22 protein-coding genes are annotated in these 24,778 nt (G+C 47.4%); 7 read left to right on the top strand and 15 right to left on the bottom strand.

The features are described from left to right. Positions 1 to 5: 5 nt before the first annotated feature. The 4 genes from U1F02_RS08210 to U1F02_RS08225 all read right to left on the bottom strand — a co-directional run bounded on the left by U1F02_RS08210 (position 6) and on the right by U1F02_RS08225 (position 6,464). Positions 6 to 3,860, bottom strand: a complete 3,855-nt coding sequence (locus U1F02_RS08210) for a PAS domain S-box protein (protein WP_409989882.1) — start codon at positions 3,858 to 3,860, stop codon at positions 6 to 8. A gap of 366 nt (positions 3,861 to 4,226) precedes the next feature. Further along, complete coding sequence (locus tag U1F02_RS08215) at positions 4,227 to 4,715, bottom strand: hemerythrin domain-containing protein (RefSeq protein WP_409989883.1); 489 nt, start codon at positions 4,713 to 4,715, stop codon at positions 4,227 to 4,229. Positions 4,716 to 4,891: 176 nt separating this feature from the next. Continuing rightward, the gene (locus U1F02_RS08220; RefSeq protein WP_409989884.1) at positions 4,892 to 5,875 is read right to left on the bottom strand and encodes a hypothetical protein; all 984 of its coding nucleotides are present in this window, start codon (positions 5,873 to 5,875) and stop codon (positions 4,892 to 4,894) included. Between the two features lie 166 nt (positions 5,876 to 6,041). After that, positions 6,042 to 6,464: a PRC-barrel domain-containing protein gene (locus U1F02_RS08225; protein WP_409989885.1), complete on the bottom strand. Its 423-nt coding sequence runs from the start codon at positions 6,462 to 6,464 to the stop codon at positions 6,042 to 6,044. Positions 6,465 to 6,818: 354 nt separating this feature from the next. Here U1F02_RS08225 and U1F02_RS08230 point away from each other — a divergent pair, with 354 nt between their 5' ends. Next, positions 6,819 to 7,139, top strand: a complete 321-nt coding sequence (locus tag U1F02_RS08230; protein WP_409989886.1) for a BON domain-containing protein — start codon at positions 6,819 to 6,821, stop codon at positions 7,137 to 7,139. 247 nt (positions 7,140 to 7,386) lie between these two features. Here U1F02_RS08230 and U1F02_RS08235 read toward each other — a convergent pair whose 3' ends face one another. Next, positions 7,387 to 7,746: a YqjD family protein gene (locus tag U1F02_RS08235; protein ID WP_409989887.1), complete on the bottom strand. Its 360-nt coding sequence runs from the start codon at positions 7,744 to 7,746 to the stop codon at positions 7,387 to 7,389. Between the two features lie 282 nt (positions 7,747 to 8,028). Between U1F02_RS08235 and U1F02_RS08240 the strand changes: the two genes are divergently transcribed. Beyond that, positions 8,029 to 8,244 carry a hypothetical protein gene (locus U1F02_RS08240; protein ID WP_409989888.1) on the top strand — a complete coding sequence of 72 codons (216 nt, stop codon included), beginning with the start codon at positions 8,029 to 8,031 and terminating at the stop codon, positions 8,242 to 8,244. Between the two features lie 236 nt (positions 8,245 to 8,480). Next, positions 8,481 to 8,702 carry a hypothetical protein gene (locus tag U1F02_RS08245; RefSeq protein ID WP_409989889.1) on the top strand — a complete coding sequence of 74 codons (222 nt, stop codon included), beginning with the start codon at positions 8,481 to 8,483 and terminating at the stop codon, positions 8,700 to 8,702. A gap of 124 nt (positions 8,703 to 8,826) precedes the next feature. Here the strand turns inward: U1F02_RS08245 and glgX are convergent, their stop codons facing one another. From glgX to U1F02_RS08285, 8 genes are all read right to left on the bottom strand, one after another. Next, positions 8,827 to 10,977 carry a glycogen debranching protein GlgX gene (glgX, locus tag U1F02_RS08250; RefSeq protein WP_409989890.1) on the bottom strand — a complete coding sequence of 717 codons (2,151 nt, stop codon included), beginning with the start codon at positions 10,975 to 10,977 and terminating at the stop codon, positions 8,827 to 8,829. A 58-nt stretch (positions 10,978 to 11,035) separates the two neighbouring features. Further along, entirely contained in the window at positions 11,036 to 11,545 is a 510-nt protein-coding gene (locus tag U1F02_RS08255) for a DUF2934 domain-containing protein (RefSeq protein ID WP_409989891.1), read from the bottom strand. 27 nt (positions 11,546 to 11,572) lie between these two features. Then, the gene (treY, locus tag U1F02_RS08260) at positions 11,573 to 14,434 is read right to left on the bottom strand and encodes a malto-oligosyltrehalose synthase (protein ID WP_409989892.1); all 2,862 of its coding nucleotides are present in this window, start codon (positions 14,432 to 14,434) and stop codon (positions 11,573 to 11,575) included. 99 nt (positions 14,435 to 14,533) lie between these two features. Further along, the gene (gene treZ / locus U1F02_RS08265; protein ID WP_409989893.1) at positions 14,534 to 16,303 is read right to left on the bottom strand and encodes a malto-oligosyltrehalose trehalohydrolase; all 1,770 of its coding nucleotides are present in this window, start codon (positions 16,301 to 16,303) and stop codon (positions 14,534 to 14,536) included. After that, positions 16,300 to 17,865: a glycogen synthase GlgA gene (gene glgA, locus U1F02_RS08270; protein WP_409989894.1), complete on the bottom strand. Its 1,566-nt coding sequence runs from the start codon at positions 17,863 to 17,865 to the stop codon at positions 16,300 to 16,302. The genes treZ and glgA overlap by 4 nt, the downstream gene beginning before the upstream one ends. A 48-nt stretch (positions 17,866 to 17,913) precedes the next feature. Then, on the bottom strand, positions 17,914 to 19,023 hold the full coding sequence (locus tag U1F02_RS08275; protein WP_409989895.1) for a mechanosensitive ion channel family protein: 1,110 nt from the start codon (positions 19,021 to 19,023) through the stop codon (positions 17,914 to 17,916). A gap of 242 nt (positions 19,024 to 19,265) precedes the next feature. Further along, positions 19,266 to 19,781: a DUF4142 domain-containing protein gene (locus U1F02_RS08280; protein WP_409989896.1), complete on the bottom strand. Its 516-nt coding sequence runs from the start codon at positions 19,779 to 19,781 to the stop codon at positions 19,266 to 19,268. A gap of 478 nt (positions 19,782 to 20,259) precedes the next feature. Next, on the bottom strand, positions 20,260 to 21,717 hold the full coding sequence (locus tag U1F02_RS08285) for a PQQ-dependent sugar dehydrogenase (protein ID WP_409989897.1): 1,458 nt from the start codon (positions 21,715 to 21,717) through the stop codon (positions 20,260 to 20,262). Between the two features lie 188 nt (positions 21,718 to 21,905). Between U1F02_RS08285 and U1F02_RS08290 the strand changes: the two genes are divergently transcribed. The 3 genes from U1F02_RS08290 (at position 21,906) to U1F02_RS08300 (ending at position 23,004) form a co-directional block, all read left to right on the top strand. Then, a complete protein-coding gene (locus U1F02_RS08290) occupies positions 21,906 to 22,103 on the top strand; it encodes a hypothetical protein (RefSeq protein WP_409989898.1) in 198 nt (65 codons plus the stop codon). Positions 22,104 to 22,213: 110 nt separating this feature from the next. Next, complete coding sequence (locus tag U1F02_RS08295; protein ID WP_409989899.1) at positions 22,214 to 22,756, top strand: bacterioferritin; 543 nt, start codon at positions 22,214 to 22,216, stop codon at positions 22,754 to 22,756. 14 nt (positions 22,757 to 22,770) lie between these two features. Further along, a complete protein-coding gene (locus U1F02_RS08300) occupies positions 22,771 to 23,004 on the top strand; it encodes a DUF2789 domain-containing protein (protein WP_409989900.1) in 234 nt (77 codons plus the stop codon). Positions 23,005 to 23,047: 43 nt separating this feature from the next. On the opposite strand, the gene U1F02_RS08305 is transcribed toward U1F02_RS08300, so the two are convergent. Both U1F02_RS08305 and U1F02_RS08310 read right to left on the bottom strand, forming a co-directional pair. Then, positions 23,048 to 23,566, bottom strand: coding sequence for a hypothetical protein (locus U1F02_RS08305; protein ID WP_409989901.1), 519 nt, complete (start codon positions 23,564 to 23,566; stop codon positions 23,048 to 23,050). A 21-nt stretch (positions 23,567 to 23,587) separates the two neighbouring features. Beyond that, on the bottom strand, positions 23,588 to 23,791 hold the full coding sequence (locus U1F02_RS08310) for a hypothetical protein (RefSeq protein WP_409989902.1): 204 nt from the start codon (positions 23,789 to 23,791) through the stop codon (positions 23,588 to 23,590). Between the two features lie 170 nt (positions 23,792 to 23,961). Here U1F02_RS08310 and U1F02_RS08315 point away from each other — a divergent pair, with 170 nt between their 5' ends. Continuing rightward, entirely contained in the window at positions 23,962 to 24,729 is a 768-nt protein-coding gene (locus U1F02_RS08315) for a PRC-barrel domain-containing protein (protein ID WP_409989903.1), read from the top strand. The last annotated feature ends 49 nt before the right edge of the window (positions 24,730 to 24,778 follow it).

The following is a 24,778-nucleotide window of genomic DNA, read 5'->3' on the forward strand; positions in this document are numbered from 1 at the left end:
ATCTCTTAGTTTATTCTCATGGGTTTTTGTGAGGAGAGTTCAAGCGCACTGTCGAGCGTGTGCATGAACTCATTAATTTTAATGGGCTTGGTCAGGTAGCGGAAAAAACCGGCTTCCAAACCTTTCTCAATATCGCGCGGAATTGCATTCGCGCTAATTGCCACTACGGGAATATGGTGTGTGATGGGATCCTTTGAAAGAATTTTCAAAGCTTCCATTCCGCTTATTCCCGGCAAATTAATGTCCATTAAAATTAAATCCGGCTGTGCTACGCGCGCAAGTTCTATTCCGCTGTGACCGTCGCGCGCGGTAAGTAACAAAATATCTGGTCGCGTTGCGAGCACATCTTCAATGAGCGTTAAATTAGCGGCGTTATCTTCTACATAGAGAAGAGTACGTTTGGGTGCATCGGTTTTTACGGGAAGCGAAATGACGTTTTTAAAATCCTGCGGTTCCGCTTCAATAACCTCTGCATTAACGGCCATGTCCAAATCAATGGAAAAGGTTGTGCCTTTTCCGGGCGCGCTTTTTACGTGAATGGTACCGCCCATTAATTTTACAAGGCGCTTTGTCATCACCAACCCAATACCGGTGCCTTCCTCTGCACTATTTTCTTTGCCCAAACGATTGAACGGCTGAAAAAGTTGCGCCAGTTTTTCGGGTGGTAAACCATCGCCAGTGTCTTTAACAGATATGCGAACGCGATTAGGTCCACACTCGCTACATGTCACGGTAACTTCGCCATGCTGACGATTGTATTTAATCGCGTTGGACAAAAGATTGATGAGTGCTTGTTTTAAACGCGTGCTGTCTGCCCGTACCACCACCGGATTTTCAAATGTGGGAAACTTAAGTGTGATGTTACGGTTGAGCGCTTGCGGCTCAATCATGGTTTCACATTCGTGAATTAATTCTGCAAGCGAAACAGTTTCCATTGAAACAGGCATGCGCCCCGATTCAATCAAGGTGAGATCCAGAATCTCGTTAATTAAATCCAATAGATACCATCCTGCTTGTAAAATTTGCTCAACACTGCGTTTTTGGCTCGGTGTAGGGGGAGGGTTGCTAGCATCAATCAATTGCGCAAAACCCAAAATCGCGCTGAGCGGTGTGCGCAGTTCGTGGCTCATGTTGGATAAAAAATCTGATTTGGCGCGGTTGGCTTTTTCGGCGAGGTTTTTTGCTTTTTTCAATTCAATATTATTTTCCAGCAACACCTGATCCAGACGTTTGCGCTCGGTAATATCAATCATCATGTTAATGCCGCCAATCAGCTTTCCTCGCGTGTCATGCAAAGGCGTGGGGTGGGCGGTAAACCAAACGCGCGATCCGTCCGGGCGCATGGCAATGGCTTCGGCGCCGAGTAGTTGGCGGTCTTCGCGTAACGCAATTGCCATGTGGCATTGATCTGCTGGCATAGGGTCGCCATTCGCGCTGAACAATGTTTCGTTAATGCTCCATTGGTCTTGGCCAATTTGTGGTGTGCGCCCTGAAAAATCGACCGCGGCTTGGTTGTAGTGCGTTAACAAACCGTTTGCATCTGTGGTGTAAATGGCTACTGGCAACGCATCTATAACCGCACGTAAATGGCGTTCGCTATCGCGCAAAATGGCTTCAGTACGTTTTAATTCGGTGATGTCGAGATTGGTTCCCACAATAGATTCAATATACCCGCGCACGTTCGCGCGCATGGTTTCAACGGATTGAATATATCGCGTTTCGGTTTCTCCCTTCCGATGTATGCGGAACTCGCGGCTTGATCTTTCACGCAGCTTCATGTTGCTATCTAGCGCCTGCTGCGAACGCCTGTCATCCGGCATTAAATGTTGTAGCCAGTCTTCGCGTTTTACCAAGCCGTCAGGTGTTGGCGTTACGCCGTATATACGGAACATCTGCGCGTCCCAACGCATAACATCCTCGGCAATATTCCATTCCCAAATACCAACCCCAGTTGCTTCGGTTGCTAAACGCACACGCTCATCACTTTCGCGTAGCGCTTGTTCAGAACGTTTACGCTCGGTGACATTGGTGAACAAAATGGCAACTTTTTTGCTGCCAGCTTCGCCGAGGCGGCAGGTGTAAATATCAAGCCAGCGATGGAATGCTTTCGCTTCGTATTCGAAGCGCAAGGGAGTGCCGGTCTCCAATACTTCTTGGTAGGTTGCAAACCACTCATCTTCCATATCAGGTACAAAATCGCGTAAAAAACGGCCTTGAGCATTAACGAGACCGCTTTGCTTTTCAAAGGATGGATTGATTTCCAGAAAAAGTTGGTCGACGATTTTTCCATTTTCGTAAATCATTTCTGCTACGCAGAAGCCTTCGTCAATGGATTCAAAAAGATTGCGGTAACGATATTCAGATTCACGCATAACCGCTTCGGCGTGTTTGCGCGCGCTAATGTTACGCAGAACACCGGTAAAGAAACGCTGCCCTCCGAGGCGCATTTCATTTACTGCAATTTCCATTGGGAAGGTTTGCCCATTTTTTAATAAGCCCGTGACTTCACGTACTAAACCGTTGGCTCGTTCTTCGGGTGTTGCGTTGTAATATTCCAGTGAACCTCTGTCTTCCGAGAGCTCTGGAACAATGGAGCTGAAGCGTTTGCCAATGAGTTCGTTGGCTTCATAGCCAAACATTTTTTCTGCGGCGGGGTTTACGGTTGCTATAAGGTTGGAATCTACATGGAAGGTCACGATTCCATCGACCACTGTACCTAAAATGGTTTTTACTAATTCGTTGGTATCCATGAGCGCTTGTTGTGCCGCTATTTCAGCGGTTACATCGCGGAAAACCAGCACGGCACCTATCACTTGTCCGTCGTGATCACGAATAGGAGCGCAGCTGTTGGCGATATTGCACTGGTTGCCATCGCGCAAAATTAAAACGCTGTCGCTTGAACCCTGGGCGGTTCCGTAAAGCAGTGTTTCAATCACTGGTACCGCTATAGGCTGGCGCGTTTCTTTGTTAATAATTTTAAAAATTTCGGGAATGGCTCTACCGACTGCTTCATCTTGCGTCCAACCTGTCAAGAGTTCAGCAACGTGATTCATTAGCGTTACCCGCGCTTCGCGGTCTGTTGCAATTACAGCATCTGCAATTGAGTTAAGGGTAACTTCCAGCTTTCGTTCGCTGTCCTGCACCGTCATATAAGCAGAGTTCAATTGCTGGTTCATGGCTTCTTGTTTTTCCAGTGAATTTTTGGTTTCTGTGTGAACCAAATCCATCAAGCGTTGGTGGATATTGCGGTAAATGCTGTAAGCAAATACTTGTGCAAACAACAGCATAAAAATACACGCGGAGACAATGAACGCGAACAGAAAATTCATGTTCGATTGGTATTCATTGCCGTAATAATCCATTCGTACCGTTTGAATGCGGTTATAGCGCTCCATGGTTTCACGAATGGAATCCATGATGATTTTGCCTTCGTTGTTGGGAAAGCTGGCTAAAACGGTTTTCAAATCGTTAGTGCGTTTGAGTGCAATGGCGGTTGCAAGGCGAGACAATTTTTCTTTTATAAGCGGTTCCACGCGGTCAATTTGAGCGAGTGCTTCGGGGGAGCGGGTAGCTGCTCGCAACTGTGTCAGTTTTGCAGGAATGCCATCGCGAACTTTTTGATAGGGTTGTAGAAATGATTCGTCATCGGTAAGTAGATAGCCACGTGTTCCCGTCTCGGCATCCACCAACGAGGTTAAAAGCGTTTGCCCAAGATGAATTGCATTTGATACTCGCGTGCGCGACTCGCCGGCCTCTTGCATGCGGTTAAAAAACCAAAATAGTGTTGCCACCATCATAAGTACTAGGACGGTGGGTAGAGATAGCCAGAAAATATTGGCACGCGTCGTTTTAACTTTCATGGTTCGAGTTTTCTATGGCTCCTTTGAGCTATAGGCGCAAACATAGGCAGGCGCGGTTAAAAAAAATGGTGAGTGGGTGAGCTGTTTAATCCAATTTATCACTGAACTGGGTCGATCTTACCTTTTCGGCGCATAACGCAACAATCTGTTTGTCCTCTCTCCAAACGGCTTGAGTGAAGCTTGCGGGTTTAAAGCGCCATAAGATCTCTGGTGCCGGTTCAAGTTGCGTCATGTAAATCATCGGGTCAAGTGCACTGATTGTCTGTTGGCTGCCCCACATAAGTGTCACATAAGTTGTTAAAAGACAATCCTGAGTTAGAAACGGAAGGGTGGGGAAGCTGCTTGCGCAAGCAGCCCCCATGTGTGTCAGTGGGTTGTTGCGGCCATAAGTTCTTCCTTGCGCTCGGTCAGTTGCATACCGAGCTCCACTAAATCGAGAGTGGTGGCTTTGACTTTGGGGAAAATTTCGTTCTGCTCCTCCTTTACATGATGTTTTACGTACTCGGATAGAACTTTAATTTTTGCATCGTACATTTCGCCGTCAGGCTCTATTCCTTCCACTTGCGCGATTAGCTCCTTAAGCGTGGCATGCTCAACCGTAGCTTCAGGAATCAATTCTTTGTCGCGCAGTGCTTTTTTAACGGCAGGATAAAAAATTTCTTCCTCGATTTGCGCATGTATGGTCAGCTCTGTGCAAATTTGCTGTACCAAGGTTTTTTTGCGAGCGCTTGAGCGCGTCTTTTCATATTCTTCGAAAAGCTCGTTCACTTGCTTGTGGTCTGCACGCAAAAGTGCAATGGCCTCCTTGCCTTTTTTCGAGCCGTTGGTTTCTACATTTCTTGCTGTAGTTGCCATAATAATTTCCTCTTGAGTGAAAGTTGGCTTTAGACAATCAGGGTAATTGGACGATCAGGTTAAAAGTGCAATTAAGATAATGAGCGGAATGGGTATGCCTAATAAATACAATAGGATTGAACGCATTTTTATTTCTCCTGTGTGGAAATAAATCTTTTAGAAATTAGGTATTAAATTTAAAGATCGCGTTGGCGTCCTCCGAAGATGGCGCAGACACTTGCGATAAATGCACCCGCAAGCAATGAGACAAATAACCAAAGCGAGCCATAGGCTGTTGCTTTGCGCGCTTTTTCGGCTGCATCACGCGTGGCAGTTTCGGCGTCGCGTAATTTGGTTTGAAGTAATTTAAAAACATCGGTCACACGGCGTTCAGCGTCTTGTTGGCTAAGGCCGGTTGATTGTGCAACGACTTGCGCAGCGTAGCGCGCATCCTCAGTAGCGAGTGCGCCAGTCGCAATGGCATTGATATAAATGCGTGCGACTTCTGCTTTTGCGGCATCGCTCCCGGGTTCGGGTTCAACACCAGGTGCGGTTGTGGTGCCCGTTGCAGCGGCGGTCGCGTCTTTGCGGAACAGCATGTCAGTAAAATAAGACGTTAAGCCGGAATTCATTCCACCTATTTGAGCTTCATTTTCGTCAGAGGTGTTTTTGTTTGCACTTGCCACGGCTGTTGCAGTTGAGGTTGCGCTGCCAATAATGTTTGCGCCCGTTTCAGCGCCTGCTCCTACTATGGCGGTAACAACAGAGGTTAAAAGTGTGGCTGTTGCCAAGGTAGCAACTGCCCACGCAAGAAAGCCGTGCGCGGTATCGCGAAAATAAACTTCGTCGGCCGCTGTTGCTAACCAGCGGTTTCTTAAGCGCCCCGCAATGTAACCACCAATCGCGGATGCAACGACTGACATTAAGGTTACCCACACAATGGTAGATACACTAAACGTTGTTCCGCTAATGCCTTTACCGGACCACGCTGACACAGCAGAGAACCCCAAGCCTGTACCTAAAATCAATAACACCAGCGACAAAGCGGCCGCCGCGGCGGCGCCGGCAAATATGGCTGCCCAGGAAACTGCGCTGGCGTCGTGTGAATGGTTTGTTAGCGAGTGGTTGGTTAAATTGCTGCGGTAATCATTGGCAGGGTTGTGTGTAAATTGATTTTCCATATTGAACCTCCGGGTATAAAAATGTTTACCAGTGCGTTATTTGATTCAAGCAAAGATAAGCGTGCTCCAAAGTTATAATATGGAGTAAATGCTTTTGGCTCGGTGTGTTAGCGAACGCTTTAAATTCTTAAAATCATTTTTTAAAAAAATAAAATACATATTGGTTTTAATTATTCGCTGGACGACTGTGATAGGGGCGTATGCCGTAATAGGCGTGTATATCATTGGATAGCGTTAGGTCTGCCAAGTCTGGCCATTTATTTTTATTAAAGCCGGGTGCGTTTTTTAGCCGCTCTTTATTGATGTTTAATAAAAACCGTTTGTTTTCCGCGTCCAATGTGAGCGCACCCCATGGGATAGCAAATAGTTTTTCATTCATGCCAGCGTGGAAATCAAATGCAAGCACGGCATACGCAATGTAGCCGTTACGTACTTCCAACATGATTTCCCGTATCTCACCTATATCGGTTTCTTCATAGTTATACACATCGCTACCAATGAGTGTTTCCGCTCCCAACAATTTTGGCCCGGGACCTGTGTGCCGAATACTCCTATAAATGCCATAGGTATCGTGCTGCTCATAGTTCATGTTGATCTCCAGCCTGTTGCGATGTAGAGCGTTTGTACAAAGAAAAAGGTTTGGCCGTTTTATGTGGATCTAATGGGAAGGAAATTTTTATCGGGGGGGATGAGTGGCCTAGTGGAACTATCGTAAGTGCGCGGTTTTCTTTCTGTACGTGAGGCCACACATTGAGTGGATTGTTTCATAAGTGTGAATTGTCTTCGATGCACCTTCGTATTCTTAATTGAAAACGTGAAGCTAAACTGTGCAATGAAAATTTCGTACGCCAGCGAACCGATTATTTGCTCGATGCGTTTTAGCCTAGCATAGGATTGCATAAGGCAAGTCTGTGATGATTTAACATCTAATTGAGGAATTTATATGAATAGAGTCAACAAATATTTTTCACTGTTTTTAATTCTTCTGTCGCTATTTTCAGTAACGGCTTGTTCTTCTACCCACAAGCAGGAGGGTGCGGGGGAATATGTTGATGACACGGTTATTACCACCAAGGTGAAGGCTGCTATTTTGCAAGAGCCGAGCTTAAAAGTTGCGGAAATTAACGTGGAAACGTTTAAAGGCGTTGTTCAGCTCAGCGGTTTCGTTGAATCGCAAGCGGATATTAATACCGCGGTGCGCGTCGCATCGGCCGTTGGTGGTGTCAAATCGGTTAAGAATGATATGCGGCTGAAAGGGCACTAGTGAGCCAAGGTTCGTTTAGGATTCATTTTTCTTTTTTTGTTCAGAATCTTGTTCCTTTTTGTCCAGAATGAAACGGAGGGCAAGCTGGTATCGTGTGTGTGTCCAGTCTTGCCTCAATGAGTTTCTTCTGGACCTTTTTCATTTTGTTGGATGGTCAGAAAAGATTACTCAATCCTTACAGAATTAACACTACCAAAGCGGACAATGCCGCTTTGGTTGCGCATGTGGTGCAGCAACTTTTATTAACTTACTGAGTGTCTCGTTTCGTAGAAAGCAAATAACCTGCGAGCAAACTCAGGGCTACGCCGGTTCCTATGGCTGTCCACGGTTTTTGGTGAACGTAATCATTGGTAAGGTCTGCCGTTTTATAGGCTTGCTTGATAATGCTGTTACTGGCGTTTCCAACACGTTCTTTTGCTGATCGCACACGTTGTCTGAATTGCGATTTAATTTTCAGCAAATCCTCTCCCGTTGCTGATGTTGCTGAATGAAACATGTCTTCAGCATCGTCCATAAAATGTTTGAACTCTTTGAGGATCTCTTCATAGGCTTGCGGGTTGGATGCCTGTTCAAATTTCGATTTTTTAAAATGTGAAAAAATAGCCATGGCTCAGTACCTTTCGTGATGGGAATTTTTGAAAACCTGTATGGGCTTAGCGAAGCCTGATAGGGGCGGGCGTCCGCATGATAAATCTAGTAGCTTGGGGTTTTAGGTATCTGTGCGACAGCGCACCCAGTTACGCTGTTTCGTCCTATGTTAAAAAATATGCAAAGCGTGTGTTAGCAGTGATTTTAATTTAAGCGGGCTAGCGCACGGATGCAGTGTGTATTTGATTTTAATGTGCCGGCTGAATCGCTTTATTTTAATTGATGAATTCAGGGAAACCTTATGAAATTTTATTCAGATATGAGTGAACAAAAATTCCTGTCCGGTATGCAGCCACACAAGTCACTCGATAAGCATCGCGGAAAAAACAAAAGGTTACACTCCTTTAAACGGGATGATGCGGGGATGGATGAACTAGACCGTTCGCGTGCTGGTTATAAGCGTGCCGCAACGAAAAATCTACTGCGCAACCAGCTGTGGGAAAATTTGGTGCATTAACTATTGGCGTAAGGGCGATGCGAGGAGGTTGCGATGAAGGCAATCAGGTTTTGGCAAATTTTCTTATTGCTTTTGTGTCTTGGTTTTATCGGTGTGGTGATTTACGGCATCAAGACCGATTGTCCTAACACCGCTAGTTATGTTCACTGCACAAACCGCTAAACATAACAACCAACGTGCACGGGAAAAAGCGCGGTAGTGCAAACATTTTAATCACTTAAAGCGAGGATATAAGTATGAATGTGCAAAAATTAATTGGCATCGTGTTAATTGTGTTGGGTGGTTTTGGTCTCGCCTATGGCGGATTTACCTATACCAAAGATACGCATGAGGCTGACCTTGGCCCTTTACATATGGAGGTGAAAGATAAGGAACGCGTCAATATACCTCTATGGGCCGGTGTTTCGGGTTTGGTTATTGGTGCGCTTTTGCTGGCCACTGCAAACAAATCTGCGTGAGTTGAACTATCGAAAAGTCCCCGGTGGTAATCGGGGATTTTTTCACAGTGGCCAAATAGTTTTTCCAGATCAGAACCTTTTTCGAACTCACATATTTTTTTGGGTTCAAACAATTTTCTCAAGCTCAAATACGTTTCTGCAGCTCAAATAATAAGATTGACCGATCTTTCACCACAAAAGAGTGACCAAACTGGAATGCCGTTTGTGTTGGGTGGTCGTCGTCAGTTGTGTCCAAAATTTTCAGCCAACCACTGCCTTGCGCAACTTGCGGTAATTTAAAATCTACTGTGTCTTGTTGCGCGTTCAAAATAAGCAGCAGTGTTGCATCGCTACCACGGCGGTGAATTCCGGTGGGCTGCGCACGTCCGTCCATTACCAGACCGAGACAGTTCCGGTCTGCTTGGCTCCAATGGTCTCCATTCATTTCTTCGCCACTCGGGTGAATCCATGAAACGTCTTTTACACCCAGCTCTTCGTTATAGTTCCCTACCAAAAAGCGACCCCGCCTCAGGATGGGGTATTTGTGGCGAATGCGGATGAGTTTGCGTGTAAATTCGACCAGTGCTTTTGCTTCTTGATCCCAGCGCCAGTCTAACCAGCTGATTTCGTTATCCTGGCAGTAGACATTGTTGTTTCCTTGTTGGCTGTGGCCGAATTCATCACCGGAAACCAGCATGGGTGTGCCTTGCGACAGAATTAGTGTGCTGAGCAAGTTACGCATTTGGCGCAAGCGCAGCGCGCGGATGTCAGGATCTTTTGTATCGCCTTCTGTGCCGTAGTTGTTGGAGAGGTTGTTGTCGGTGCCGTCGCGGTTGTCGTCGCCGTTGGCTTGATTGTGCTTTTGGTTGTAACTCACGAGATCGCGCAGGGTGAAACCGTCGTGCGCGGTGATGAAATTTACCGAGGCAAATGGCTTGCGTCCGCCCCAGTTGAAAAGATCCCCCGAGGCAGTGATGCGGCTGGCTAGCTCGGGCATCTTGCCGTGATCGCCGCGCCAAAATGCGCGTACCGTATCGCGGAAGCGGTCATTCCACTCGGCCCAGCCGGGAGGAAAAGCGCCGACTTGGTAGCCGCCGATGCCACAATCCCAAGGTTCGGCAATTAGCTTGAGCTGGCTCAAAATGGGGTCTTGACGGCAGCTCACGTTAAAGCCGTGGCGTTCATTGAATCCGTTTTTTTCGTCGCGCGCGAGAATTGTGCCCAAATCGAAGCGAAAGCCATCCACGCCCATTTCGGTAGTCCAATACCGCAGCGAATCCGTAACCAGCCTGAGTACGCAGGGGTGGGTTAAATCAAGGGTGTTTCCTGTGCCTGAATCATTAATGTAATAGCGGTTGTTGTCGGGCAACAATCGGTAGTAGGTGGCGTTATCTATACCGCGCAACGAAAGCGTAGGGCCCAGCTCATTGCCTTCGGCAGTATGGTTGTATACCACGTCGAGAATGAGCTCTATCCCGGCATCGTGAAGACTTGCAGCCATCTCTTTAAATTCGTTTAGCTCACCACTGTGAAGGTACTCAGGGTGGGGCGAAAAAAAGGCGATGCTGTTGTAGCCCCAGTAATTGCGCAGGCCTCGTTCCAACAAATGGTTGTCATGCACAAACGCGTGGACGGGCAACAGCTCCAGGCTTGAAACCCCCAAGTCTTTGATATGCATAATGAGATCCGGCGTGGCCAAGCCAGCGAATGTGCCTCGCAAGTTCTTTGGCACCGCCGGATTGCGCATGCTTATACCGCGCACATGGGTTTCGTAAATGATGGTTTTATCCCAAGGCGCGCGGTAACTGCGTTTACCATTCCAATGGAAAGTGGGGTCTATAACCTTGGCTTTGGGCACGAAGTGGGCGCTGTCCCGCTCATCGAAACTCAGGTCGCCGTCGGGGTGCCCTATGGTGTAACCAAATAGGGCTTCGTCCCAAACAAGCTCACCCACCAGCTGCTTGGCGTAGGGGTCTATGAGTAATTTATTGGGGTTGAATCTGTGCCCCGCGCCAGGGTCATAGGGGCCGTGAACGCGGTATCCGTACACTTGACCGGCGCGCATATTGGGCAAATAGCCATGCCAGATTTCATCGGTATATTCGGGAAGCTCAATCCGCTCCAGCTCGTTTTTGCCTTCGTCATCAAACAGGCAAAGCTCAACCTTGGTCGCGTGGGCCGAAAAGAGCGCAAAATTAACGCCCTGGCCGTCCCATGTAGCGCCCAGCGGGAAGGGGTGGCCCTCGGTAACGCGCGTGAATTCTTCAATCTTTGGGGCTTCTTGCTTTTTGGTCATAGCTATCTCCGTACGTGAGCCGGGGTAATACAGCTAGATGCCGCACTTTTTCTAGGTGTCACACATTTTCCAGCGAGGGTTTGGGTACTTTTGTTTTGCTTGATGCCCGGGTTTTCTTGCTCCGAGTCTCTTGGTTCAGCGCCGATTGTTCTTGCGGTGCAGGCTCCGCAAGCGGTGACTTTTGTTTGAGTTCAGGTTCCGGATCAGCTGGTCGCCCCAGTGACACGGGGTTGTTGTCGATGAGCGATTTGGGCGCGTGCGCGGTTGCTTTTGCACGGGATTTGCGCGGCGGCGCAACAGCAATGGGTTGTGCGGGTGGTTGTGCGGGTTCTCCCGGTTGAATGGGATCCGTAATCGGTTGTTGCAGTGGCTCCCCCGGAGATATGGGTTCTACGGGTTCTCTGGCAGGAATGTCTTGGTCTCCACCTCCGACCTCTGCTGTGGCATGGGCCGCTACAAGTTTGCACGCCATTTCCCAGTGCCGTTCCGATTGCCCGAAGGGGCGGCCTTCAGACTCCCAAATTTGGTACGCAAATTCGCGAACTTGGTGCTCGTTGATGTTCATCATGGAAGCTCCTGATAAGAAAAGTGGTGATTAATGATGATTAAAATGCAAAAGATTGACGGGTAGGTTTTCCAACAAATCACTTAGGGGAAGGTGCTCGGACGTAAGCTCGACTCGGCTGTGATCCAGCTCGCTAACCCACTCAGACCCCACCAGCGTTGCGGGCATTGAGAGGTGAGTATCAGCCCAGGCAGCGGCAGGAATGTGGGGCACATCAGTTTCACCCAGTAGGCTTGAGGTAAGGCGGGGTACAACCACAAGCGCGTAATCGGATAAATACAAACGCATAAACGCTACCACCTTGTCTGCATGTTCACCTTCAATAGTGAGCGGTAGGTAATCTCCGTCGCGGAAGAGCGCGAAGTGCTCGGTGCGCGCTGCAAGGGCGCGGGAAATGAGCCACTGTTTTATGCGGCCATCGCGCCAGTTCTTCAGCAGTTCTGCCGCAGCAATACTCTGTTCCAGCATTGCAATCCGCGAGCCAAAATCCACGGGGCGGCGATTATCGGGGTCTACCAAGCTGAAACCCCACAAATCCGCCCCCTGATAAAGGTCGGGAATGCCCGGTGCGGTCATACGCAGTAGGGTTTGGCTAAGGCTGTTTAGGGCGCCGGCGGGTGCAAGATTGTGCGCGGCTTGAGCAATTTCAGCGCGCAGTGCGCTGCCCTCGTGCGAATTGAGTAAATGCATAAGAAAGTCCTGAGTGGCTTTTTCGTAGGTCGCGTGAGGCGCGCTCCAAGCGCTGCGGAGCTTTGCCTCGCGCACAGATTTTTCCTGCCAACACAGCAGCCGCTGGAGGTAGGTACCTGAGTCCGGCGGCTGTTCATCCAGCGGCCAGCAGCCCAGCAGGGTTTGGTAAAGGATGAGCTCATCGCCGGGTGAGGGCGCTGTACCCTCATCCAGTTCCACCCGAAAAGGTGCAGCCATAAGGCGCCAGCGCTGAGCGCGCTCGGCAAACCAAGCGGAACGTTCGCTAATAACTGCCAGTCGCGCGCGGGTGTCCTCACCGCGCTTGTGGTCATGGGTGGCGGTCGTCAGCAGGTTATGGGGAAAACGCTGCGCGCGCGCGGCGGTTTGCTCGTGAAAAAACGAAACCGGCGCACTGAAGCAATGTGGGTTAAAACCAACATCATTGCGTGACAACAACACGGCGGAACGATAACAGGCAGTATCCTCAACGGCTTTGGCCGCAGCTGGAGACGTGAGTTGTTGAAAGCGCGCAACAATGGCGCTACGCAAGCGGCGGCTTTCGCCGGGCGGCAAGCTCGCGATTGGTTCGCCGCCCAGCCAACTGTTCAGGTGATCCAGAATGGGAACATCTGCCTCTGCCAGAGTCAGGCGCGCGCCGGCGAGTGCTTCGTTGAATTGCTTTTCATCGTCCACCGTTCTGCCGCAAGCACCAGCGTAGGTGCGGTAAACCGGAAAATTAACAATGAGTTCTATCAATGCGCGGCGAATTGCGCCCAAGGTTAAATCGCGGGTGCTTAAATCTGTGCGTGCAATTTGCAGTAGGCCTTGGGCTACAGTTTCTACATCGCCAGCCAAACTACTGGTTAGCACGAAGCGTCGCGCTTCACGTGCCTCGTCTTTAAATGTTCCCAAACGGCCGGTGGTTGAGGCCCATAAGTCAAAAAGTTGTAACTCGCCACGGGGATCGTGCTGGAGCAGCGACACTTGATTCATAAACTCGTAACCCGTCGTACCATCCACCATCCAGTCAGCGGAAAGTTGTTCTCCTTCACCCAGAATTTTTTCAACGTAAATGGGGAAGTGGTGTGTTCGCAGTTCGGGCGCTCGGCGCTCAATAAGCCGATCTATGCGGCGACGTAATTTGCGGCAATAGGCTCGTGGGTTAGCCAGGCCGTCAATGTGATCGATACGAATGCCGTCGATCAGGCCGCGTGCAATTAATTCGAATATTTTTTCGTGGCTGGCCTCAAATACGTCCGCTCGTTCGACACGTAACCCCGCGAGTTCATTTACATCAAAAAAGCGGCGCCAGTTAATGTCATCTGCTGCAGTTCTCCAGCTCGCCAAGCGATAGTGTTGCAATTCCAAAATCTGGTGTAGGCGCTGAAAGTTATCGTTATCTTTTGGATCGGCAGGTGAACTACTCGTGTTTGCTTCTTCTTGAAAATTGCGCCGGTCGCGCAATGCGGACTGCTCACCCAGCGCAACATTGTAGTAACTCAATGCTTGTTGGATGTGGTTTGCTGTATTCGCTGCTGCTGCAAGCTCACTTAATTTTTTTTGCAGCGCCCCGGCATCCGCACGCGGATTTTGATGTGTGTCCAATTCTTCAAATTGCTGACCCAGAAGCCCTAAATTTTCTTGATTGGTTTTACCGAGAATGTGGCCATAGGTGACTGGGTTGAGTGGAAAATAATTGTCGTAATAGCGTGCGTAAAAACAGCCAGTGTCTGCGTCAAAATCTAAAAAAATATCGTTGTTTGCGAGCGCTTCACCATAGGCGGTTCCGAGTACTGGCAATAGGAGTTGTTCTTTTAATAATGGATCGGGCGAATCCCATTGAATATCGAAAAATTGCGCGTAGGGGCTGCGAATTCCCCAGCACAATACATCCAGCCACCAAGGATTTTCTTTACTTACGGCCATATGGTTAGACACTATGTCCACCATAATTCCCATGTCGTGTTTTCTAAGCTCTGTTACCAGCTGCACGAGTGCAGCTTCACCGCCAATCTCGGGATTGATACAAGTTGGATCAACAACATCGTAACCGTGCGTAGAGCCGCTGCGCGCTTTCAAAATGGGTGAAGAATAGATATGGCTTATGCCCAATGAGTGGAAATACGGAATCAGGGGAATTGCGTCGTACAAGCTAAATCCACGGTGGAACTGCAATCGCACTGTGGCGCGAATTTGTGGCATAGGAACCCTTTCTCGCTAGGTTGAGTCAGGTCACCATTTTTCTCAATTTGCGTCGTTTCGGTCTGTTGGATAACGAACTTAATGCGGCAGGTATTACAACTACTGTTGGTTTTGCATGCTCACCAGAATTGATCCCGGCGGTAAGATGCCTTGTGCATATTCCGCGCTTAACACTGGGTGACTAAAAATAAGGCGCGTTTTGTTCCAAGGTTTGGATACGGTGACCGAAACACCTGATAAATTGAGATAAATGTGAAGAAAGTTTTTATCACTCATTAGCCATGACGCCACTAACGCGCCTTCCTGAAAAATATGTGTACCCACACTTCGCGCATTTTCTAATCGTGGAATAATTTCTTTATGGCGCAGTGCGATCAGTTGCGCATAATAATTGCGCCACGCCTCATGCTCCTGTTCTTGAGTGGCGGCGGGAATGGAATTCGTAAAGGTTGCAATATCGTTCGGGTTGGGGATTTGTTCGCGCAGGTGCGGATCATTGAATTTAGCGAAGCTTGCAAATTCGTTGCGTCGGCCTTCGCACACGGCTTTTGCTAATTCATCATTATGGTCGGTAAAAAACAGGAAGGGTGTTTGGCAACCCCATTCCTCGCCCATAAAAATCAGGGGAATCATTGGACTTAACAGCAAAAGCCCAACGGCGGCTTTAAGTGCATCGCGGTCGGCGAGTTTAAGCAAGCGCTCACCAAAGGCACGGTTGCCAATTTGATCATGGTTTTGCAAAAACAAAACGAATCTAGTGGGGGGCAAATGTGAACTCGCTTCACCTCTTAGCCGTCCGCGTGCTGTGTATTCGCCTTGGTAAATAAATCCTTCACTTAGACAGCGAGCCAGCTTTTGTGTGGGTGACTGTGAAAAATCGGCGTAATAGCCTTCGCTCTCTCTGGTGAGTAAATGATGCAACACGTTATGGCCGTCGTCATTCCACTGCGCATCAAATTCAGTTCCCAGTAAACTGGCTTGGTTATCTTCGTTTTCAAGAATTAAATGAAGATATCTGCCCGGTAAAATTGCATTGCGAAGGCGCGTAGAAAGTTCGCGCAGAAAATCCTTATCTTTAATAGCGTGTGCTGCGTCTATTCGCAAACCATCTACGCGATAATCCAAAACCCACATAAGTGCATTTTCAATAAAAAACTCACGCACTTGTGGTTGCTCAAAATTAATGGCATCGCCCCAGCCTGTTTTTATGTCGGTGCGGAAAAACGGAGCGGCGTAGTGTGCAAGATAATTTCCATCAGGGCCGAAGTGGTTATAGACCACATCGAGAATAACCATTATGTCCAAGGCATGGGCGCGGTCGATCAAATGCTTAAGTTGTTCCGGCGTACCGTAAGATGATTCGGGGGCGAACAAGAGTACGCCGTCGTAGCCCCAATTGCGCGTACCCGGAAATTCACTGATCGGCATGAGTTCAATAGCGGTAATTCCCATGTCCGCAAGCTGCGGCAAAAGCGCTTCGACTTGTACAAAACCACCGCAAGCACCAACATGAATTTCATAAATAATTGCTTCGCGCCACGGGCGACCGCGCCAGGTAATTGTTTCCCAGGGATATGTTTGGTCAACTACCAGGCTCCAGCCGTGAACATCATCTCGCTGCCGACGGGATGCAGGGTCTGGCACATGTAATTCGTTGTTAATGATGTATTTGTATGCGGTTCCAACACCGCAGTTAAGGGTAAGCTTATACCAGCCATCATCACCTTTTAATAATTCGTGCACTGTATTTTCGTTGGAAATTTCGATGGAAACACTGCGCGCATTTGGCGCCCATAGCGAAAAACACGTAGTTCCATCTTTATTTACGTGGGCGCCATGTTGCTGCTGCCGGCTTTTGTGTATGTTCAAGTGCTTGATCCCCAGTTGCCTAAAATAACATTTTTCTTTTTTAACAGTAGTCGGTAAAGATTGTCGTAAGGCTTAACCGATTCTTGCCAAAAGCGCGGCGACAACATGGCGCGACACCGCATTGCTGATAAAAGATTGGGATGCTTGAACACCTTAAGTGCGCGAATAACTGCCTTGCGATAGGCTTCTGGATTTGCACCTTCAAATAAAAACCCACTCACACCATCTTCAATCGTATCGGCAAGGCCGCCAGTGCGGTGAGCTATAGGTAGCGAGCCAAAACTTTGCGCATACATCTGGCTGAGGCCGCAGGGTTCAAAGCGAGATGGCATTAATAAAAAATCGCTGCCTGCAAAAATACGGCGTGCTTCCGCCTCGTTGAAACCAATGTAAACACCGATTTGTTTCGGGTATTGATGGGCCAGGCGTTTCAGTTCAGCTTCAATGCGCAATTCGCCTGTCCCCATAACAACCAAGCGGCCACCCGCACGCAAAATTGTTTTGGCCACACTCAGGGTGAGATCGAGTCCTTTTTGGTGAGCCAAGCGCGATACCACTGCAAATAGCGGCCCGTTGGTATGCGGTAAACCAAAAAGTTTTTCAACATAGCGCGTGTTGGCGTGTTTGCGATTCCACTGGCGCGCACCAAAACTTTCAATTAAATGCGGGTCTAGATGTGGCTGCCAGCTGTCGTCAATACCATTCACAATGCCCGTTAATAACCCCTGTTCGTATTTTCGCTTTAGTAGGCCGTGCAGTCCGCAACCCTGTTCTGGCAAGGTTATTTCACGCGCGTAATTTTTACTCACGGTGGTGATATGGTTGGCATATACAAGTCCCGCTTTCAAAAATGAAATTTTTCCGTAAAACTCCATGCTTTCCATGTTGAGTGCTTCTTGCGGCAAGCCAAGTTCGGTTGCACATTGGATGTCGAATAGCCCTTGGTGCGCGAGATTGTGAATGGTAAAAACGCTTGGTGTTTGTATGCCTTGCCATTTCATATAAGCGGGCGCGAGCGCGGTGGGCCAATCATTGGCATGAACAATTGCGGGCAACCAATTCAGTAAATTTTTTGTATGTGCGATCTGCGCTGCTGTCAAACCGAGCCGTGCAAAACGTATGTGGTTATCACTCCAATCTTTTCCGTTCGCATCGGTGTAGGGGTTTCCGTCTCGTTCAAAAAGTTGTGGGCATAGGAGAACATAAATAATGGGGCCTTCACTCATTTTCATTTCGCCCAATTGACACGCGGGTAAGTCTGCGTAGGCGGGCAACTCAGCAATGAGGGTAATAGGATGCGGGCTATTTAATACAGCGGTGTAGCCGGGAATGAGAACGCGTACATCATGAAACGCAAACAAGGCTTTGGGTAAAGCACTGGAGACATCCCCCAGTCCGCCCACTTTAATTAAATCGGAATACTCCGATGTGACGAACAAAATATTTCGGCGTTGTCGTCTGTTTACCGTGATGTGCGTATCGGGTTTTTCGCGTAGCCGAGGGTGCACGGAATTTGAGTGATCGGACGCGTGGCGTGTGGCTCGGACAAAAGGGCTATGCATAACTACTCCATACGAATAGCGAAATACCTTCAGCTTTCTTGCATTGCATTAAACCGAAGGTTGGTGTTCTGCCACTTGAATTTGTTGCTCTACGGGAGGTGCCTTCGGGGTGTCTTCGTGCAAATTTGCGCGTACCTGTGGCAAACATTCCGGGTGATGCAACGCAATAAAATTAATCAGTTTTTCGCGCACAAAGCAGCGTAAATCCCAATTGGTGGATGAGTCTTTTGTGCTCACCAATATGCGTAGCTGAATTGCTTTTTCCGTGGCCTCAGTCACTTGCAATACACAGACCTTGCCATCCCATAAGTGCGGTGATTGCGCGCATAAAGATTCAAGTTCTTTGCGCAAAGGTGCCAAGGGCATGGCGTAGTCCACCCATAAAACGAGCGAACCAATCAGGTCAGACGATTTTCGGGTCCAATTTTGGAATGGGCGTTCAATAAAATATTGCAGAGGAACGATCAAGCGGCGGTCATCCCAAATACGGATAACAACATAGGTGCCGGTAATTTCTTCTATGCGACCCCACTCGTTTTCAACAATGACAACATCATCAAGCCTGATGGGTTGAGTAAATGCTAATTGAAGGCCGGCAATTAAATTTCCCAAAACGGGTTTTGCCGCAAAGCCAACAGCGAGCCCAGCTAAACCGGCGGACGCTAATAAACTGGTGCCAAATTGGCGGGCGCCGGGGAATGTCATCAACATAGCAGATATGCCAAATAGCAATACAAAAAATCCGAGCGTTTGCACCAGAACTTTGGTTTGGGTTTGAACGCGGCGCGCAGCAAGGTTGTTTTCCGTATTAACAGGGTGGCGTTGAACAATAATATCTTGGGCTGCGCTAATGATTCGCAAAAACAGCCAAGTGACAGTCGCAATAATGGCGAGGCTGGTGAAATGTCGCGCTTGACCTATGTATTGGATATCGTTCGGAGCCGAGCCAAAAATCGCTCTCAACCCTAGCAGGGGTATGAGCAAGTGAATAGGTGGTTTGATACGTTCAAGAATGTCTCGTGCAAACGAGAAAGGTGCGGCGAGGCGAGTAGCGATACGAGTGAGCCACGGAGCAATAAGTCGTAGTATCAACACCACTACAACCGCCGTTGCAAGAAGCTTTAATTCCGGTAAATATTCTTCCCAATGGAGTTCCATGCTTAACCTTATTGCGCTAATGAATTTTAAAATTTGTGTTGAATTATTAACGCCTTAACAGAATCCTCTCTGTATGGAAACGCACATAGGTTGTGCTAAAGCCCGGCAAAAAATGGACGTGCTGGAATTAAGGCTAAAGAGGGAAGGAACTTCCAGGAAGTTGTTTAGGAATTAAAATCACGAATGTGAAATCAGGCAATAAACGAAGTCGCCGGCACGGGCTAGCCGCACCGGCGCTGCCATTATTTCTTCACGTGTGCTTTCTGCAGTGCTTCAGCGGCGCGAAGATGGTGCTCAAGTTTGGGCAGTGTCGCCACAGCAAAGCTGGCAAGCTCGGCATCTGCGGATACGGAGGCTTTGTTAAATAATTCAATGGTGTCGCGGTGTGCTTTGACCTGATTATTGGCATAAGCTTCGTCAAAAGATTCGCCATCTCTGTGTTTTAGTATCATGGCTTTTGCGCGGTTCATGAGCTCCGCTTCATTGGCAACTTTTAATTTCTTTTTGGCTGCTATTGACGCTAGCTCGCGGTTGGCATTGGTGTGATCATTAATCATTTCTTGTGCAAAGGTTTTTACATCAACAGACGCCGATTTCTGCAACGCGAGTTTGCTGGTTTCAATTTCTGCAATTCCAGAAGCTGACGCCTCTTCCACAAAATCAACGGCATCAACTGTATCTTTTGCCAGAGTGTAACTACTTAAGGTGCCAAGACCCATTAAAAAAGCTGCAGTCAAAAATAATTTGGAGATTTTCATTCTTGTACCTCGTTGTTGATTTGATGAATGTTGTTGAGCTGATAAATGTTTGGCTCATAATGCTGAGCAATAGCACACCAAACAAATGGAACTCACAGGCGTGAGCAAATACAACAGGCGCAAAGCGCACTATGGTCATCATGAAGAGGTGAGGTATTTTTTTCGGTGTGTTAGCGCACTATGCCTGTTAGCTTATTGAGCAGCTGAAAACCTCACTAAGGTACGATTGCGCTCGGTGTTACTAATAAGCTCCGGACGTTTGCTAGGTCTTCATTTTCAAAATAAATCGCTACGCAAATAAATATGTTCTCTGCTGAAACACGATAAATATTTTGGATGGCAATTTAAGCATGATGCTTATCGATGATCAGAATATTCAGCGGCTTTTAATCTGTAAGGGAGTGTGTGAATTTTATTTCCAGGTTTAAGATTTAATCGGTACTAAAATCTTTTAACGCGTGGTGCCTAGGTATTTGATTTAGTGTTTGATATACCAAATTGTGTTACCAACATCGTCAGCAACAAACAGACCGCCTTTGCGATCAATCACAACACCAACCGGCCGACCATAAGCTTCACCGCGCTCACTCAAAAAACCTGTAAGCACGTCAATTGGCATGCCTTGGGGTTGGCCGTTTTCAAACGGAACAAAAATCACTTTATAACCGCTGGGTGGGTTCCGATTCCACGAACCATGCAGACTAATAAACATGCCGGATGAAAAGTTTGGCGTTAATGTTTTGCCATCGGAAGCCGCTAAACCTAGCGATGCCGTATGTGAACCCAGTGCATAATCGGGCACTATGGCTTTTGCGACCAAATCTGTGCGTTGCGGTTTTACGCGCGTATCCAGATGTGCGCCAAAATAACTGTATGGCCAACCGTAAAAGGCCCCATCTTTTACAGATGTTAAATAATCAGGTACCAAGTTATCGCCCAATTCGTCGCGCTCGTTCACTACCGTCCAAAGTGTTCCAGTAGTCGGTTCCCAAGCCATGCCATTAGGGTTTCGTAAACCGCATGCAAAAATTCGCGAAGCACCAGTGGCGAGTTCAATTTTTAGAATTGCTGCGCGGTTTTTTTCCACATCCATACCGCGCTCACCTGCATTGCTGTTAGAGCCAACTGTTGCATAAAGTGCTTTCCCGTCGCGGCTGGCAATAATATTTTTAGTCCAGTGGTGATTAATATCACCCGCTGGCAAGCTTGCTAGTTGAACCGCTGATGACTTAATTCGTGTGTCACCGGAGATATATTGAAAACGCAAAATGGCATCAGAGTTTGCAACGTAAAAATCATTGCCAATTAATTCTATGCCGAATGGCGAATTAAGCCCTTCAAGAAAGACTGATTGGAACTCTGCGATTCCATCCCCGTTAGCATCGCGTAACAGGGTGATTCTGTTAGCGCTTGGTGTGATTGAACCGGCTCGCTTCATAATTGTTTTCATTGCAGCACCCTTTAAACCTCTACCATCTCCCGGTTTAGGTGGTGCATTGGTTTCTGCAACCAGTAAATCGCCATTGGGTAATACATAGAGCCAGCGTGGATGCTCCAGATTTCGAGCAAATGCAATGACTTGTAAACCATTTGCAACCTGTGGCGTTTTATCTTTAGGCCAACCTATGGCTTTCGCAATATTTACCGTTGGGAGTAAAGATGTCTTGGGTTCTGGAAGCGAGGGTGAGGGGCCAACGCCCTCGTTAAAAGTTGGATCGGGCGTTGTTACATTTGCCTGAATATGTGTAACAAAGGTTAACAATTTTGAAAGGATAATCGTGATAAATATGCGCCCTAAACCAAGCGAGGTGTCTGGCGTAAATTTGTCATTCTGAAATTTGCGCATGGTAATTCCTTCGTAGGTTTGTGTTTGGGTGTGAAGTGGAGTACCTAAAGTCTTTGTTGGCATGACCCGCTGAACCAGAATACGGAACAAGATCCTTTCCTCTCGGTTCGCCATCACACCCATCGTCTGTCGTTAAATTACCTATTTATGAGTGTTAGCGTACGGAAGCCTTTGTTCCCCGTCCGTAGTGTTATCAACATTGATTGTCCGGGGACAACGGGCTTCGCGTTATTTTTTTGAATGTTTCGTTTTGACTTGAGGATACCTGAGGATTTTTTATGAGTATTTACAATGAATTTAATGATGACCACGTAAGAAATTTTCTGGCCGCGCACAAGCGTCGTGTATGGAAGCAGGAAACACCGCTCGATGTATCGGCATATTCAAAACCTGAGCCAACCTCCAAAACCCGAATTCGCACCAGAGAAACCCATCAGATCAATGCGAATGAATTAGTGGTGCAACAGCAACGTTAACGGAGTTCTTCTCAAGGACTGAGACACAGTATGTGCAGGTAGGAAGAGGGATATTCCCAAATGGATTTGCAAAGGAATTGCTCTTAATGTGCTCTAACAGAGGTAACAGAATGACTATTAATTTATTGGATATTGATGCCTTGCGCAATCAAGCGAGCACTCATATTAAACAAGGCGCGATTACACAAACTTATACTGCAGATCGTCTGGAAATTATTAACCTGCTTAACCAGGCCTTGGCAACAGAACTGGTGTGTGTATTACGTTATCGGTGTCACCATTTTATGGCGCGTGGAATTCAAGCGAAAACAGTTGCCGCAGAATTTCTTGTTCACTCCAATGAAGAGCAAGCGCACGCAGACCAGATTGCCGCGCGTATAGTGCAATTAGGTGGTGAACCGGATTTTTCGCCAGACAGGTTAACCGAACGAAGCCACGCAGAATACCAAGTGGGTTCTTCACTTGCAGAGATGATTAAGGAAAATCTTATTGCTGAACGTATTGCAATTGATAGTTACCGCGGATTAATTCAATACATCGGCGATAAAGATTCAACGACTAGCCAAATGTTAAAATCAATTCTTGCCGTTGAAGAAGAGCACGCAGATGAGCTCGCCGACTTTCTTGAAGACATTCCAGACAATATTCAATAAAGGAGCGTGGAAACATGGAAACTCATGAACATGATATGGTCAATTTATTTCAACAATTAGGTCTGCCATCGACTGAGGATGACATACAAGATTTTATTGAGCAGCATCCCTTAGACGCTGAAACCAATATTTTTGACGCGAGTTTTTGGACTCCCAACCAAGCTAAATTTTTGCGTGAACAAATTAAGGCTGATGCGGATTGGGCGGTAGTGATAGATACACTCAATAACTGTTTGCGACGCTACTAAAATTACGAAGAACTAAACGGGTTTGTTTGAAGCAACGCGTGACTCAAACGCGGGCTGCCGCTATATCCTGATAATCGCCAATCAAATCTTTAAACACGGCTTGTGCTGAGGCTGTTTCTTCCGGAGAGTGTGTTTCCACCACCAGCGGAATTTGGCCCGCTTTAATCGCATCACTTATAAGTTCAGATAAAGATCTTGACTTTGTGGCTGCACCAGCCGATGCCCCCAAAATGCCACCAATTCCAGCACCCCATCCCATCATAACCAAGGGGGCAATCACGGGGCTGGCAACAAATAGTGTGACGTTAGCTGCTACTAAAGCTACTTCTGCTAATCCTCCAATGGTTATTCCAACAGCGGTGCCAAGAGCTCCGTCAACCAAGACCTCTTTTAATACCTGATTACTCCCTTCCGTCGATTTGTGCGTGGGTAATGAAGATGTTGAATCAAATATTTGAACGCGATTTGGCGGTATGCCTAGCGCAACTAGTTGCGTGTAGGCCATTTGTGCTTGATCGCTATGCGAAAATAATCCTGATAGATAATGACGATAATTTTCCATGATCGTACCTCGTGGTCAGCACTAACTAATCAATTTTTCCAGTTTATCGTCCTGAATACTTTTTAACACTTTACGGACTTCCAACATAATGAATGCATCTGCCAAATCTTCATCCAGATCCGGTAGGTTATTGCCCATCATGGCGTGGTATTTTTCGATCAAGGCTTTGATATCTTGCTCAATGCGGCGCGGGTAATCATTTAATTTACCAATTGTTAGTGCCATGGGGTGCTCCGCGGTTGCGACATTGTTGAGGTTTTACAGTAAGAAAAATGCTAGGGGATCTCTGTTCGTTGCCGAACGGTTTTGCAAGCCGATAGGCCTCAGTCTGCATGTAGAAATTTATAAAGATTTTTTTAATGCTTAAACTGTTACGGCAGAAAGAGAGGTTAAATATGTTGTACTCACTCAGCGATTTGGAACAGTATACGGTTAACGCGTCAGATGGTTATATTGGAAAAGTAAAGGATTTTTATTTTGACGACAGAACGTGGAAGTTACGATGTGTCCTCGCCGAAACAGGAATTTGGCTCAAGAATCGAAAAGTACTTTTGCCTGCATCTGCAGTAAAATTAGTGAATGTGGATGACAAGCATCTCTCGCTGGATTTATCTATGTATCAGGTTAAAAATGGCCCCGGTATCGATAAACAGCTCTCACTAAACCCACAGTCTGAAATTGATTACTTAAGTTACTACGGTTATTCATTCTATCGCGGTGCTACAGAAGCTCACGGATTTGATCAGGACGCAGAAGCAAAACTCGCAGACATCTTCGCGTCAGTGGATGCGGTACGTCGCACCTACGGGGATCGTCATTTGCGTAGCTGTAGAGAAATAATTAATTACGATATCGAGGGAAGTGACAATCAGGTTGGCTATTTGCAATCTATGTTGTTCGATGAAACGGATTGGTCTGTGCGCTATCTTGTGGCTAATACAAGTAATTGGTGGCTAGGACATCAAGTGTTGTTAGAGCCTCAATCCATAAAAGATGTAAGCTGGGGTGACGCGCGCATATACCTGAATATGTTGCGTAGCCAAGTCCAGAATGCTCCGATTTTTGACCCAGACACCTTCAAGAACGATCACGAAACTGGCGAACACTTGCACGAACCGGGTAACACCGTGTACGACAAACAGCCGATTTTCAGGCTCGTGTAATCCTGCCGATAATTTCCCTTCGCAAGAATTCTACTTTATAGCCGCCTGA

The organism is Cellvibrio sp. (genome assembly GCF_046347455.1).
Classification (GTDB): Bacteria; Pseudomonadota; Gammaproteobacteria; order Pseudomonadales; family Cellvibrionaceae; genus Cellvibrio.

Bases quoted from the DNA above. Each gene is read 5' to 3' on its own strand.
- U1F02_RS08210 (WP_409989882.1), bottom strand. From the start codon at position 3,860: ATGAAAGTTAAAACGACGCGTGCCAATATTTTCTGGCTATCTCTACCC.
- U1F02_RS08215 (WP_409989883.1), bottom strand. From the start codon at position 4,715: ATGGCAACTACAGCAAGAAATGTAGAAACCAACGGCTCGAAAAAAGGC.
- U1F02_RS08220 (WP_409989884.1), bottom strand. From the start codon at position 5,875: ATGGAAAATCAATTTACACACAACCCTGCCAATGATTACCGCAGCAAT.
- U1F02_RS08225 (WP_409989885.1), bottom strand. From the start codon at position 6,464: ATGAACTATGAGCAGCACGATACCTATGGCATTTATAGGAGTATTCGG.
- U1F02_RS08230 (WP_409989886.1), top strand. From the start codon at position 6,819: ATGAATAGAGTCAACAAATATTTTTCACTGTTTTTAATTCTTCTGTCG.
- U1F02_RS08235 (WP_409989887.1), bottom strand. From the start codon at position 7,746: ATGGCTATTTTTTCACATTTTAAAAAATCGAAATTTGAACAGGCATCC.
- U1F02_RS08240 (WP_409989888.1), top strand. From the start codon at position 8,029: ATGAAATTTTATTCAGATATGAGTGAACAAAAATTCCTGTCCGGTATG.
- U1F02_RS08245 (WP_409989889.1), top strand. From the start codon at position 8,481: ATGAATGTGCAAAAATTAATTGGCATCGTGTTAATTGTGTTGGGTGGT.
- glgX (WP_409989890.1), bottom strand. From the start codon at position 10,977: ATGACCAAAAAGCAAGAAGCCCCAAAGATTGAAGAATTCACGCGCGTT.
- U1F02_RS08255 (WP_409989891.1), bottom strand. From the start codon at position 11,545: ATGATGAACATCAACGAGCACCAAGTTCGCGAATTTGCGTACCAAATT.
- treY (WP_409989892.1), bottom strand. From the start codon at position 14,434: ATGCCACAAATTCGCGCCACAGTGCGATTGCAGTTCCACCGTGGATTT.
- glgA (WP_409989894.1), bottom strand. From the start codon at position 17,865: ATGCATAGCCCTTTTGTCCGAGCCACACGCCACGCGTCCGATCACTCA.
- U1F02_RS08275 (WP_409989895.1), bottom strand. From the start codon at position 19,023: ATGGAACTCCATTGGGAAGAATATTTACCGGAATTAAAGCTTCTTGCA.
- U1F02_RS08280 (WP_409989896.1), bottom strand. From the start codon at position 19,781: ATGAAAATCTCCAAATTATTTTTGACTGCAGCTTTTTTAATGGGTCTT.
- U1F02_RS08290 (WP_409989898.1), top strand. From the start codon at position 21,906: ATGAGTATTTACAATGAATTTAATGATGACCACGTAAGAAATTTTCTG.
- U1F02_RS08295 (WP_409989899.1), top strand. From the start codon at position 22,214: ATGACTATTAATTTATTGGATATTGATGCCTTGCGCAATCAAGCGAGC.
- U1F02_RS08300 (WP_409989900.1), top strand. From the start codon at position 22,771: ATGGAAACTCATGAACATGATATGGTCAATTTATTTCAACAATTAGGT.
- U1F02_RS08305 (WP_409989901.1), bottom strand. From the start codon at position 23,566: ATGGAAAATTATCGTCATTATCTATCAGGATTATTTTCGCATAGCGAT.
- U1F02_RS08310 (WP_409989902.1), bottom strand. From the start codon at position 23,791: ATGGCACTAACAATTGGTAAATTAAATGATTACCCGCGCCGCATTGAG.
- U1F02_RS08315 (WP_409989903.1), top strand. From the start codon at position 23,962: ATGTTGTACTCACTCAGCGATTTGGAACAGTATACGGTTAACGCGTCA.